The organism is Candidatus Enterococcus huntleyi (assembly GCF_009933175.1).
Lineage (GTDB): Bacteria > Bacillota > Bacilli > Lactobacillales > Enterococcaceae > Enterococcus_K > Enterococcus_K huntleyi.
In genome coordinates this window covers 134,847-148,139 of the sequence record NZ_MAEJ01000001.1, presented here as the reverse complement: position 1 = coordinate 148,139, position 13,293 = coordinate 134,847, and the positions used below count along the sequence as shown (strand labels likewise).

Below are 13,293 nucleotides of genomic sequence, written 5' to 3'. Positions count from 1 at the left end.
TACCCTCCAACTAAATTTTTTATGCGTTCGTCATTTCTTCAACTGCTGTTTGACCCGCAATTCGGCCAAAGGTAAAGATATCGGTTAACGAATTTCCACCTAAACGGTTCCCTGCGTGAATTCCTCCAGCAACTTCACCGGCTGCATACAAGCCTGAAATCACTTGGCCTGCTTCATTTAAGACATGCGTTTGTGTATCAATCTTCAAGCCACCCATCGTATGGTGAACAGCTGGTTTTCTAGGTGTTGCGTAGAAAGGTCCGACTTCAACTTTCAAATCAAAGACGTCTTTGCCAAACTCAGCATCTTCGCCAACTTCCACATAATGGTTGTAGTTTTTAATTGTTTCAAGGAAAACAGCTGGATCCATGCCTAATTTCTCAGCCAATTCTTCTAACGTATCTGCTTTGTGTAACGTGCCTGCTGCAATCTGTTTGTCAATTTTTGCTTGGCTCGTATTATAGGCTGTTTCTTTGATATTTTCGTCAGCAATTAGGTAGAATAAGCCCCCATTATCAATCGCTGCTTGTGTCAAGGTATCACGACTACCATATTCATTAACGAAACGTTTCCCTTGTTGATTAACCATCACAAAGTTTTGTGGTGGCACTTGTAAGCCACTGAATAAAGCCCCAGTATCTGGATCAGAAACAGGCATCATTTGTGAGAAGCCCATGCCGACTAAATCAGCGCCAACACTTTGACCAAGAACAATTCCGTCCCCAGTAATCGCTGGTGAATTCGATGTTTTAATATCGTCTTCAATCTCAGTCCAATACGTATTGTACTGTTTCAACATCTTCGTATTCGCACCATAACCACCAGAAGCCAAGACAACTGCTTGTGCATGAATCGTCACTTTTTGACCATTCATACCTTCACCGATAACGCCGCACACCTTGCCGTCTTCAACAAGCAATTCTTTCACCGGTGTATCAGTAATGATTGTGCCGCCATTTTCAGTTACAAAATCAGTCAATGCAGAAACGTACGCATAGCCTTCATTTTTCAATGGTTTATGACCACGACGCCATAACGCGCCCACTGGCATTGTCACATCTGTGCGATCAAATTCCACGCCAATCGCTTCTAACCATTCCACTGATTCAACTGAACGGTCTGTCATAATTTTCAACAAATCATATTGGCCGTAAATTGGTTGACCATTTAAATCTGTCCGTTTCCCACCTAAGTATGTTTGCATACGATAGAACAGATTCGAGTCAAATAAGTGACCTTCTTGCTCTGAATTTTGCTCTAAGTAAGTTTGAATTTCTTTTTGTAAGTCACGGAAATCTTGACGGTACTCTTCATCAATCTCGTTTTCATCCATTTCCATCATTTCTTTTAAGGTATGACTTTCACCTGGAATTGCCGCAAATTTATTTTGCCATTCTGGATCCGCCGCATTCATCGGTCCACCTGTTCGAACGGTATTTCCGCCGACTGCTGGGAATTTTTCAACAACGATGACATTTTTACCTTGTTGTAAGACTCTAGAAGCTACTGTTAAACCAGCACCACCTGCGCCGACAACGACAACATCCGTCGTATATTCTTCATCTTCTTTGCGTAAAGCACTCGCTGGTTTTGGACGTTTTTTCAGCACATCTGGATTCGCACCAGCTAATTTCACTGCTTTTGCCACGCCGTCGATTACGCCGTTACTAGTCACTGAAGCGCCTGATAAAACATCGATATTCAACGTTTGACCTTCGATGATTTGTTGCGGAATTCGTGTGAATACCACATCGGCAATCCCTTCAGATTCCCCAGATGTATCAATATCAATTTTTTCGATGCGGTCCTCTGACAAGGTCACAACCATCGGTAAATCGCCATTATGTCCTGGAGCTGTTACGGTAAATGAGCCCGCTTCAAAGACAACTTCTTCTGGTTCATTTAACAAATTAGCGACTTCAGTAAAACGCATGAAGCGCCAGAAACAACTTTCTAAGAAATCAATTGTCCGCTCTTCTTTCAAGTCACCATTCTCAGTAAACGCTTGATTTGCTCGGCCTAATAAAAATTCTGAACCTGGCATAACTGTCGCGTTCACGCCTGGTGCATCAAGGACTTGGCGCAAATGAAGCTGTGCTCTAGAAGACCCTTGGACATCATATGATGCGCCAACAATCATGACGGGTTTGCCATCAAATGGATGCAAATTGAATGATAACCACTCTAAAATGCTCTTCAATGCTGAAGGAATCGAATGATTGTGCTCAGGCGTCGCAATAATTACGCCATCTGCTTCGATAATTTTTTGGTTAAACATTTGGATAAGCGGACTATCTGATTGATCATCCGACTCATTAAACATCGGTACATCTGTCAATTCTAAGAGTTCAATTTCTGCTTTTCCGGCAAAATGTTTTTGCATAAATTCTAGCAACATCCGGTTGTATGATTTTTTAGCGTTTGTTCCAACAATTCCGATAAATTTCATTCGTGGTTTCCTCCATTCGCTGTTTCCCAAGAAAACTGTCTATTTTGTTCCGTTTTAAAACGATGATCTTTGACTAATTGATTGGTAATTTCGACAAATAATAAAAACTCATCAAAACATTCTTCTAACTCTTTGACTTTGTCTGGATAAGCCAGTTGGCCCTCTTCATCAAATGCTTGCAAAGAACGACCTAATAAAAATTCAGCACTTGGCATGATACGCGCTTTTAATTCAGGAGCATCTAAGATTTGACGTAAATGTGCTTGTGCTCTAGATGATCCTAACGAACCATGTGAAGCCCCAACAATCATAACTGGTTTATCGATTAATGGACGTGTTGTATACGATAGCCATTCAATAACACTTTTCAGAGCCGCTGGAATCGCGTGATCATATTCCGGCGTACTGATGATGACCCCATCCGCTTGCGTGATTTTATCGGACAACGCTTGAATTCCGGCAGGTGCTGTTTTATCCTCAGGTTCATTGAAGGCCGGCAAGTCTTTAATCTCACATATTTCGATTTCTGCCTGCTGACTAAAATGACTTTGAATAAATTGTAATAACTGACGATTGGTTGAACGATCCGAGTTTGTTCCGACGATTCCAACTAATTTCATACTAAAACGCTCCTTTATTGTGATTTATTGAACAATTAATTTTAAAAAAATAGGCTAAACAGCTGTGAATAAATGTTGAAATATAAAGAATACCATTCATTCACTCTATCGTTAGTGTAAAACATAACGTCTGTATTGTAAAATATTTATTTAATTATCAAGCGATAACTTTTTTGTTATAATGGAATCAGACAGGAGGAATTTTCTATGACCCAAACCGATTCATTGACGATGTTGCAATTCATAGAGATGCTTTTGAAGCACGGAAATTTTACCAAAGCCGCGAAAAGTCTCTATATTTCACAACCTTATCTCACCCAGGTGATTAAGCGAAAAGAAAAAGAACTCGGCACCGAACTGATTGATCGACAAGCCACTCCCCTGCAATTGACCGAAGCCGGTAGAATTTACTATCATCACTTAAATTCTTTGTTAGCTGAACAGAATCGTTTTAATAAAAAGTTAGAAACCTATATTCATCCTGAAAAAGCCATCATTAAAGTCGGTGTCCTTTCCAGCCTTGGTACCTATCTACTGCCTTTATTCTTACCAGAATTCTTAAAGAAATACCCACAAGTTTATGTCGAATTAATCGAAGATCTGCCTCATCGAAACGAGAAGAAAATCTTAAATAATCAAATTGATTTCTTTATTGGTCAAAATCCAGAAACTCTACCACCACAGCTAACCATTTATGAACGCGGCCCACATGGCTATTATGCAATTATTCCTGAGTCTTCAAAACTCTATCAAAAAGGGCAACGTTCCGTGGATGCTTCAACGATTTCACTCAAAGAACTACTGCAAGAAAAACTTATTCTGACCTTACACGGCTCAGCGATTCGTCATCAAATCGATTACCTCATTCAGAAATTTGCCATTCAGCCGGAGATCGTCTTAGAAAGCAATAACATATTTACAATCGGCGCCCTCGCCCAAGCAAATCTCGGCGTCACTTTGTTACCCGAAAGTGTCCAGGTCCACGAAACTGGCGATAAGTATAATGTGGTCAAACTCCCACTACAAGACGTTTCGCTGAATTATTTTATTGCTCATTACAATAATCGAACCCTCAGCAAAGTCGAAAATGACTTCATTGAATGTTTTATCACAAACTTGCAAGAAAGTTTAGATCAGAAATCATAAATATTTTTTTGAATCCTTAATGAAACATTATTTAACGTTAGAATATTCCCAATCATTGTTATTTTCTCTTTCCATAGTTTTACTTTGTTAAGTGTTCCTTAACTTAGGCAGTAACTCTCTTTCTCAAATCGAAAAAATGAAAATATTAAGTATACTTACTATTTTGCCTATTTACCTTTTGAAGAATTTTGACGCTTAATAGCAGGGCTTTCCTAAAAATTTGGTATACTTAATGTTTAAGGCTCTAATTTGGGACTTTCAATTTATTATTTCTCACAAAATACAAAAGGCACGTTTTCCTCAAAAATTATAAGAAAATTTTGGGATCGATATTTTTCCTCTTCTTTCAGTAAATAATCCAGATTTCCGATTCAAAATATGCCTTCAGCTAGGTTATTTAATCTAAATTGAATAGTACATTTAAAGAAACTGAGGGAATCACCGACTAGTGGTGATTCCCTCAGTTTCTATTTTTTAATTGATTCGTTCAACTATTTTTCTATTGTTCAATCAAAGGAGCCATGCCTTTGCTGAAGGCGATCTCGCCAGCATCCGTCATGACAATTCCTTCAATCTCAGGCGTTTGATTAATTTCAAGCAGTGCTTCCTTGGCTGATTTGCCAAACAAGCGCGTTGTCCAAATCTCACCTGTTAAGGATTCCTCTGACACAATGGTTAAACTAGCCAAGTCCGTCTGCAGAGGATACCCTGTCTGACTATCAAAAATATGATGATAACTCTTGCCCTGCCAGTCAAATTTGCGCTCATAAATACCTGAAGTCACCACCGATTGATTTGCGGTTTTCAAGACTGTCACATAATTGCCTCGTGGTAAAAATGGATTTTGAATCCCCACGCGCCATTTACCATCCGCATGATTCGCAGCTGGACCAAATGTTAAAACGTTGCCGCCCAAATCAATCAAGCCCGATTGCGCCTGCATCTGACGGAAATAGGCAATCACTTTATCGGCAAAATACCCTTTTGCCAAGCCGCCCAAATCAATGGACATGCCTTTTTCTTTCAAATAAACCGTCTGATTGGCTTGATCCAACTCAATTTTATGCGGATCAATCCGTTTCAATAATGACTGAATCCTCTCATCATCTGGCAGCTTGGCATCGCTAAATCCTACGCGCCATTCCTGTACCAAAGGACCAATCGCAATATTTAAAAAACTCGTCGAAATTTGACTCTGGGCAACACCAATCTCGATCAATTCAAACAATTCGGCATCAACAGCCACTGGGCGAATCCCAGCTTGATGATTGACAGACATCAACTCCGATTGCGGAGTATTTGCACTAAAGCGCTGTTCATAATCCCTCAAACGCCGTTTCGCTTCATCAAGCAGAAGTTCCGGCGTCTCATGAGTCACCTGTAGTTGAATGACAGTTCCCATTAAATGTAACGTGCGTGTTGAGATTTCCATTTGACTCCTCCGATTTGATTAGCATTTGACGAATTATCTCGTGTAAGTTACTTCCAACGATTCCTTGGATCCCAAGAAATAACGATCTGTGAGCATACTTTTTTCACTTGCGATTAATTTGCCACTTCATTTATTTCAGTTATATTTTAGGCCGTTGGCAACTCAGTCATAAATTTGTCTTTTCCTTGGAAAACCACCAATTCTTTGACCTGATTAGCCCGCAATAAATCCGCCATCTCGGAGAAACCCAATCGATAATCTTCCGCCACATGGGCATCTGAGCCTAAAGTGAACAACTCGCCACCCAAACTTATATATAACGGCACCGCATAGCGATACAATTCGGCATTATTGTACTTCACAAAACTCTTAGCATTCAATTCAAAACCCATCTGACGGTCAATCGCTTTTTTGAATATTTCCGTCAATATCGGCTCGAAATTCTCCTCTAACTCTTTAGGCGATAATTCCAGCTGACGCAAGCCATAATCAAAATGAGCCAAGATATTGCCTTCTGGAAATGAGTCCAGCACTTGCGCCATCTGTTCAAAATATTCTTTGGCTACCTCAAGCTTAGGCTTCGTTTTAACGATTGGATCCATATAGTCAAATTTGCCATTTTGGTGAATACTCATAATTTTGACATCATATTCCCTCTGGCTCAAAAAATCCATAATCGCGGCTTCTTGACCAGGAACCACACCAATCTCGATTCCTTTCAATAACTTCGTTTCATACTTAGTCGAAAGCTCAGCTAATTTCTTCGTGTATTCTTCATAATCAGGCACATCATCATTAAAATTAGTGTACGGATTCTTCAAATCAAAATGATCCGTTGAAACAAATATTTCCAAGCCTTTATCCAAATAATTTTCAAAAGTTTCAGTCGAATCAAATGACAAATACGTATGCAAATGTTGATCATAATAGTTCATGAATTCCCCTCCAGCAGGTAAGATAAATTTCAAATATCCGATAAATGCCTAAGCGTTCAAAATCATTCGCCTATCACAGCCTAAAGATAGCACACTTTTCGTGATTATTCACGGGGAAATCGTAAATAGCTAGGCAAAAAAGCACGAAAATCATCCACTGATTTTCGTGCAATAAGTAAGAAGCCCTCCTTTATTGCTAGGAGCCAACTTCTTCATTTATACGATCAAAAACTATCCTTGCTTCTCTGTATCTTGAGTAAACAAAAAACTGTCTTCAAGGAATTTAAAATCTTCAGAGTAAGCTTTTTTGATTGTTTCAAAACTATCATCGGGATGAAGTTCGATTCTATCTAAGATATCTGAATTAGTCTCTAACCAAATCCCCGTTCCATCAGGAAAGATAAAATACCTTTGAATTCCCACATAAACGTATTCCTCATCTCCATCATAATCGACGACATACCCCGTTTGAACATCCCCGATATCTGCTACAGGATACGCTTTAGTAAAAGTCGTCGCTTTCTCTCTATTATCCAGATAATCATACATACTTACAATCAAATTTCCTGACATTCCCATATTAGCCCCTCGAAGATACTCTCGCCCAGAATAAAATTTCACCCAAGCAATCGATTCCACAGTTGGATATCCTTTATCGGTAGGTAATACAGACAATTCTTCTGTCAGATTCTCGATATCAACATCGCCTTTAATCTCAAGACTATAGCCTTTATTAAAATGCAGCGTCTTCTCATCCACGCTAATCACCAACGGCTGACTTAAATCAATGGTTCCCGTCCGTTTGAGCCCCGCCTCTTGCAATGGGCGTATGTCAGTATAACGATCTTCATCATACTCGTCATCATAATCATCAGGAAGTGTGCTCCCATAAATCCCCATCATGACCAAGACTGCCGCAACGATTATCCCTATCCAGACGAAGCGCTTGTTTTTCTTATTGACTGATCTATTCTTACGATTAGGTTTTCCCTTTTTGGCAACAGCTGCACTGGATAATTCTGATTTCACTTTACCAACAGTTGTTGCAAATGAGCCCTCTTGGATTTTTACTCGTGCATTTGGCTTAGTAAACAGCGCGTCATACTCATCATAAAACCGTTTCTTTTTCCCCATTACTTTTCTCCAATAATTTTTTTCGTTAAGGCAATTTCTTCTGAATCTTCTTGAACAATTGCTTCATAATCATCCGTGATGCTTCTCGATATCACTTCAATCGTATGCTGCATCGACTTGAGCGACTCATCAATCTCTGGTGTGGATAAACCCGCTTCATAAATCTGCCTCACTCGTTTAGAAGCATCCACTACACCCGGTAACTTTATATAGAGAAATTCATTTAATTGATTAATTTCTTTAGGATGCTCCATCAGCTCTTTAAAAATTTCTTTAGACGACTTCAATCCTAATTCCTGAGCTTCAATCATATTCAAACTCTTGATTCCCTTATTCGTTTCTTCCCAACTCAAAATGAGTTCTTTCGCTTCTCCTAAAGTTTCTTTGAATAGCTGTAACTCGGAATCTGTCAGCTTCTTCTCTTTTTGATACTTACGAAGATTTTCTTTATACGCTTTAATAGCAGCTCGATGACTTTTTCCTGTAGTAAACCCCACTAGAGCAAAGCTCAAACAGACTATGATGATAGAAATTATCATGCACTTCCTACTTTCTATAAAAATTGACTATCAAAAATTATACCATGAAATATCCTCAACATGAATGACCATAGGGAAGCTAAATTCTTTATTTTTAGTTTGAATTTGAAAAAATTAGGGAATAATTTATAAATTATTAAGTTGGCGGATTTTTAAAATGAACTTAGCCACTTAGAAAAACAAAAAAACGTCATCGTAAAATCCCATGTATTATTGAAGTTCCTACACAATCAATAAAGGATGAATTTACGATGACACAAAATGAGAATAACACAAAACTAGGTAAAGTGAAATATCTAAGTTACTAGAAATAGTTAGAAATTGAAGTTTAAAAACGGTTGATTACTTGATGGTGTGGTTACTGAAGCTGAGAGAATTTATTTCCATATGAGAATGTTTCCTACGCAACCTATAATTCAACCTACTTATCCCCGTACCAACCTAATTTCTTTGTTACAGTTTTCAACAGTCGTTGCTTTGTGTGAAATCATCAGGACTGATTTGTTAGCTTGTTTGAGTTTTTCTAGGATGACTTCTTCGTTAACCGCATCCAATGCTGAGGTGAACTCATCTAGCGCAAAGACTTCTGCTTGGCTGACATAGGCTCTTGCCAGGGCGATTCTTTGTTGCTGCCCTAGCGATAATTGAACTTCTTCACCTACGCCAATCATCGTGTTCAAGCCATCTTTTAGTTGGTTCACAAAATTTAGCGCATTGGCTTTTTCCAAAGCGAGATAGAGCTCTTCGTCTTCAATTATCTCATCACTCGCCCGAGCATACAGCAAGTTTTCGCGTATTGTTCCCGTGAACAGTAGGCTCTTCTGTGGCACATAGCCAATCAATAATTCGTTATTTTCATCAAATAGTGCTTGATTATACTTAATCTCACCATCTGAAGGCGTGTAAAGTTTTAGAATGAGATTCATCAGCGTTGATTTTCCAGCCCCGCTGTTTCCTGAAATCGACAGCCAATCGCCTTTATCCAGTTCCGCGTTGATGTTCGAAAAAACTGCAGTGTCCCCATATTTGTAAGCAATATTGTTTAGAGAAATTAATGAATCCGTTATTTTAACTAACGAATCTTGCTCATATGGCTGAGTATTTCCAGGCGTTTTCTCACGTTTATCCTCAGAATGAAATTCAGTCATTCGTTCATAAGAGGATAGTTGGTCATGGGATTCATTCATTAATTGCGGCAGCATCGAAAATGGCCAAGACAAACTATCACCCAGCAACATAAATAGAAATAATCCGCCAGTCGTTAGACTATTGACGTAGATCAGATAAATCCCCAAGATAATCCATAGGGTATTAGCAAACATTCCAAAACCAATACTCAGATAAGTGGATTTTGCGTTATATCGCCTATTATGAATACTCGATTCGATATATTGATCAATTTTGACTGTTAAACTTCGCCAAAACGAATTTGTAGGCCTTATATAGTCGGATAGAATTCTTGTTATGTAAGACTTCCACGACAAAATTTCGAAGCTCACTATCATTTCCCCGTTTGATATCCTTCGTCTGCTTGATTAATTTGCTAAAATAAGTCGGAATGATAACCGAGAAAGCGGATATCAGCAAGATAAAAACAGCCAATTTCCAATTTATCGTCACACTAATGACTAAGGTAAACAAGAATTTGGCTAAACCAGAGAAAAAGTTGGTATGGGTTTCTGAAGTCAAATTAGAAACATCCACAGAATCCGGACCAATCATGGTCAGCCACTTGCCCATGCCCAATTTTTCAATTGAGAAATAAGGCTTTGTTGATAAGCTTTTAAATAAGCGACGTTGCGTTACTTTTAGCCCGCGTTGCTTAGTGAGTACTTTGTAAAACATCGATTGTCTGATAAAGAATATATTTAAAATCACTAACAGACAACAGACGAATAAATAACTATAGGTGGTCATTCCGATAGTCTGAGATAAGCTGTCGAGAATCTGTTTCAGTAGATAAACGACGGTCACAAAGGTAATCGAGCTCAGACATGAATAGATAATCGATAACACGTATTCCCTCGTAGAAATGTCTAAGAATCGCAAGACTTCACCGTTTTTCTTGATAAAATTCATGGCTTGCTCCTTTCTAATCGAAAGATTGATTCACCTTGAGTAAGCGTCGGGATATGATGGGAAACGATCAGCAAGATTTTGTCTTTTTTTAGCGCTCGTAACAGTTTTAAGACTTGCGCAATATTCTTTTCATCCAATGAAGAGAACGGCTCATCAAGAATCATAATTCGTTTGTCATGCAAGATGGAACGCGCAATCAACAGTCTCTGGGATTCCCCCACTGAGAAATTAATATCCTTGCCCACTCGACTTTCTAAGCCATGCGGAGATGCATTGACAACCGTTAATAAACCCACATCCGCCAAAGCTTTATTTAAATCTTCTGTCGAAAAAACTCGCCCAAAATTCAAATTATCAGCTACTGAAAAAGGCAATAAGTTGTTCTTCTGTGGCACATAAGAAAGACTGTCAAAAAGACTATCCTCTACCTTTACCTCATCTGAATACAGTTGAATCGTTCCTTCTTTTAATGGCAATATGCCACAAATCAGGTGAATCAGCGTTGATTTACCTGCACCACTATCGCCAACAATATAGACTATTTCTCCTTGCTTCACGGACATATTAATATTGGATAGCACTGGATTTTTACGATAGCTAAACGAAACGCGATCAATGACTAATTGATTTGTCTCACTAGGAACAACTTGATAATTTTTTTCTTTGTGCTGAGTATCTGTTATTTTCCGATTAAAAATACGCTCAATCCTTGTCCATGAGCTAAACTGTACAGCTAGCTCCGAAACAATCGTTGGCAAATCAATAATTGGCCAGATAATTGAGCCAATATAAACGTTAGTAATCCCAATCAACTCACCTATTGAAAGAGAACCGGACCGCAATAAGACTATCCCCAAGACAATACATAACATTTCTGAACCCAATATTTGCATTTCAGTATTATACTTCAAGATAGTTCTAATTTTTGAGCCGGTCACTTCTTTCTGATATTTATCTTCAAAAAGACGCTCATATTTTTGTGCTAACTTCTTTTGCATCCTATATAGACGTATAATTGGCAGATTATTGAAGTATTCTTCAGAAAAGGTCGTCATTTTTTCTGCCATCGTTCTAATCTCAGCACTGTTGTCTTCCAACCGTTTAAAAATTTTCCGATTCAGTGTATAAAAAATCGGAATAGTCAGCAAGGCCATCAAGCCAATCACGTACGAGGTAAAAAAGATGTAGACTAAACCAATCACAATCGTACAAACCATCTGAATTGCTGGTAGGACAATATTCGTAATATATGACGCGCAAATCTCACTATCCTCATTCACCGTTATAACCAAATCTCCTGATTTTAGGCCAGAAAGTTCACTGTCATCCATCACTAATAGTCGATTAAGTAAATCGTTTTTTATCTTTTTTGACACATATTGGCGAACCTTTTCTTTCTCAATATCATAAAAATAGATGGTAAATCCGAAGACCAAATTAAACAAAATCATAAGGCCAAACGCCAATATTAGGTGCTTCTGTTGGCGCTCTAAAGCTGCCGTAATCCCTATTTGACTCAAATAAGAAACGATTGTATTCGTAGATGCAACAATCACGATCAAGAGCAGCAGCTTAAAAAACATGCCCTTTGTAATCTTAGTCACCCTCGTTAATGAACCTATCTTACTTCTAAATGTTTCATTTTTCTCATTAATACCAATCACCACTTTCCGTTTAATACTTATATTATTCTTTATCCTGGCTACATCTATCGGTACAATTTACTACTCCACTTCGTAAACGCATTCATTTCAGATGTCTAATTAAAATATAAATAAATATATTCTGTAGATATAGCTTAAATAATACGTTAATTCACTAGTTGTTATAGTATTCACAAAAGCGTGCTATTTAATTAATTTTAACATCGCATTTATATATTTGAATAGTAAAAGAAGCAATGCTATAGTACTATATATTAATTATACTAAACATTGTGAAGTTAATAGTTATATTTGTTTAGTATATCGAACAAATATAACTATAAAAAAATAAAAGGGGTGTAATCTGTGGAATTTGGCAGTGCTATTAAAAAAATAAGACATGACAAAAACATGACACAAAAAGAAACTGCTTTTCAAATAGTAGGTAGATCTTATCTGTCTTTGATAGAAGGAAATAAGTATTTTCCTTCACTCACTGTTTTTATTAAGCTACTCAATAGATTGAGCATCACATATGATGAGTTTATATATATATTGAATGATAATAGTACTCCATATAATCGGGAAGTCTTTATCGAATTGAGCCTTTCAGCAAGTAGTCATAATCTTAAAAACTTAAAGAAATTAGAAAAAGAAGCCCAGGAACTATACTTAAGTGAGGGTGACTATTATCTTCAACATATCTCTCTTTTAAGTAAATCTCTCAGAATTTATTATGAAAATAATAATACTCCCTCTGAAAAAACTGCTACTGCATTAGCTCCTATCAAAGAATATCTATTATCTTGTAGTAATTGGTATCTTTATGAAATGAAATTGTTTAATAATAGTATGTTTGCTTTTACTATAGATGATGCTCTATTCTTTTCTAAGTTGGCACTTAAAAAAATTGAACATTATTCTTCATTTACTGAATTTCAAAATTCCAAGCAGCATATGCTTCTCAATCTATCTACATTGTTAATCGCCCACAAGAAATATGAACTTGCTTATGAATACTCGAAAAAGGCTCTAGAAGAAGCGAATACACATCTCTTACTATATGAAAAGATTTTATCAAAATTGAACTTGAATATTTGTTTAATTTTATTGAATAAAGAAAAAGAGCAAGCCACATTGGAAATTAAAAAATTACTAGATATGCTGCCTATTCTTGATTTGGACCAAGTAAAAATAAACTACGAAAACATTTTAGGAAAACAAAAAATTATTATCACATAATTCTATGAAGTCCAGTTCGTAAAAATTTCTTACGCTATTAAATGAAATAACTTTTTTAATATGCACAAAATACT

General features: G+C 37.4%; 11 protein-coding genes. 2 read left to right on the top strand and 9 right to left on the bottom strand.

Annotation, left to right across the window (positions count from 1 at the left end):
- Positions 1–19 precede the first annotated feature (19 nt).
- Together BAU15_RS00645 and BAU15_RS00640 are read right to left on the bottom strand one after the other, a co-directional pair.
- On the bottom strand, positions 20–2,449 hold the full coding sequence (locus BAU15_RS00645; protein ID WP_161840819.1) for a flavocytochrome c: 2,430 nt from the start codon (positions 2,447–2,449) through the stop codon (positions 20–22).
- Positions 2,446–3,069 (bottom strand): NADPH-dependent FMN reductase, encoded by a 624-nt coding sequence (locus BAU15_RS00640; protein WP_161840818.1) that lies wholly within the window; start codon positions 3,067–3,069, stop codon positions 2,446–2,448. The genes BAU15_RS00645 and BAU15_RS00640 overlap by 4 nt, the downstream gene beginning before the upstream one ends.
- 207 nt (positions 3,070–3,276) lie before the next feature.
- Between BAU15_RS00640 and BAU15_RS00635 the strand changes: the two genes are divergently transcribed.
- Complete coding sequence (locus BAU15_RS00635) at positions 3,277–4,215, top strand: LysR family transcriptional regulator (RefSeq protein ID WP_161840817.1); 939 nt, start codon at positions 3,277–3,279, stop codon at positions 4,213–4,215.
- Positions 4,216–4,714: 499 nt separating this feature from the next.
- Here the strand turns inward: BAU15_RS00635 and BAU15_RS00630 are convergent, their stop codons facing one another.
- The 7 genes from BAU15_RS00630 to BAU15_RS00600 form a co-directional block, all read right to left on the bottom strand.
- The gene (locus BAU15_RS00630) at positions 4,715–5,647 is read right to left on the bottom strand and encodes an FAD:protein FMN transferase (RefSeq protein WP_161840816.1); all 933 of its coding nucleotides are present in this window, start codon (positions 5,645–5,647) and stop codon (positions 4,715–4,717) included.
- 146 nt (positions 5,648–5,793) lie between these two features.
- Complete coding sequence (locus BAU15_RS00625; protein ID WP_161840815.1) at positions 5,794–6,582, bottom strand: PHP domain-containing protein; 789 nt, start codon at positions 6,580–6,582, stop codon at positions 5,794–5,796.
- 231 nt (positions 6,583–6,813) lie between these two features.
- The gene (locus tag BAU15_RS00620; protein ID WP_161840814.1) at positions 6,814–7,716 is read right to left on the bottom strand and encodes a hypothetical protein; all 903 of its coding nucleotides are present in this window, start codon (positions 7,714–7,716) and stop codon (positions 6,814–6,816) included.
- On the bottom strand, positions 7,716–8,255 hold the full coding sequence (locus BAU15_RS00615) for a 5-bromo-4-chloroindolyl phosphate hydrolysis family protein (RefSeq protein ID WP_272927899.1): 540 nt from the start codon (positions 8,253–8,255) through the stop codon (positions 7,716–7,718). Before BAU15_RS00615 ends, BAU15_RS00620 begins: the two co-directional genes overlap by 1 nt.
- 425 nt (positions 8,256–8,680) lie before the next feature.
- A complete protein-coding gene (locus BAU15_RS00610; RefSeq protein WP_161840812.1) occupies positions 8,681–9,577 on the bottom strand; it encodes an ATP-binding cassette domain-containing protein in 897 nt (298 codons plus the stop codon).
- 73 nt (positions 9,578–9,650) lie between these two features.
- Entirely contained in the window at positions 9,651–10,334 is a 684-nt protein-coding gene (locus BAU15_RS00605) for an ABC transporter ATP-binding protein (protein ID WP_161840811.1), read from the bottom strand.
- Positions 10,331–11,938 (bottom strand): ABC transporter ATP-binding protein, encoded by a 1,608-nt coding sequence (locus tag BAU15_RS00600; RefSeq protein WP_161840810.1) that lies wholly within the window; start codon positions 11,936–11,938, stop codon positions 10,331–10,333. The genes BAU15_RS00605 and BAU15_RS00600 overlap by 4 nt, the downstream gene beginning before the upstream one ends.
- A gap of 405 nt (positions 11,939–12,343) precedes the next feature.
- Here BAU15_RS00600 and BAU15_RS00595 point away from each other — a divergent pair, with 405 nt between their 5' ends.
- Positions 12,344–13,219 (top strand): helix-turn-helix domain-containing protein, encoded by an 876-nt coding sequence (locus tag BAU15_RS00595; protein ID WP_161840809.1) that lies wholly within the window; start codon positions 12,344–12,346, stop codon positions 13,217–13,219.
- Positions 13,220–13,293 lie beyond the last annotated feature (74 nt).

What these genes read in the sequence shown, in the direction of transcription:
- BAU15_RS00645 (WP_161840819.1), bottom strand. Translation starts at nt 2,449, where the DNA reads ATGAAATTTATCGGAATTGTTGGAACAAACGCTAAAAAATCATACAAC.
- BAU15_RS00640 (WP_161840818.1), bottom strand. Translation starts at nt 3,069, where the DNA reads ATGAAATTAGTTGGAATCGTCGGAACAAACTCGGATCGTTCAACCAAT.
- BAU15_RS00635 (WP_161840817.1), top strand. Translation starts at nt 3,277, where the DNA reads ATGACCCAAACCGATTCATTGACGATGTTGCAATTCATAGAGATGCTT.
- BAU15_RS00630 (WP_161840816.1), bottom strand. Translation starts at nt 5,647, where the DNA reads ATGGAAATCTCAACACGCACGTTACATTTAATGGGAACTGTCATTCAA.
- BAU15_RS00625 (WP_161840815.1), bottom strand. Translation starts at nt 6,582, where the DNA reads ATGAACTATTATGATCAACATTTGCATACGTATTTGTCATTTGATTCG.
- BAU15_RS00620 (WP_161840814.1), bottom strand. Translation starts at nt 7,716, where the DNA reads ATGGGGAAAAAGAAACGGTTTTATGATGAGTATGACGCGCTGTTTACT.
- BAU15_RS00615 (WP_272927899.1), bottom strand. Translation starts at nt 8,255, where the DNA reads ATGATAATTTCTATCATCATAGTCTGTTTGAGCTTTGCTCTAGTGGGG.
- BAU15_RS00610 (WP_161840812.1), bottom strand. Translation starts at nt 9,577, where the DNA reads ATGTTTGCTAATACCCTATGGATTATCTTGGGGATTTATCTGATCTAC.
- BAU15_RS00605 (WP_161840811.1), bottom strand. Translation starts at nt 10,334, where the DNA reads ATGAATTTTATCAAGAAAAACGGTGAAGTCTTGCGATTCTTAGACATT.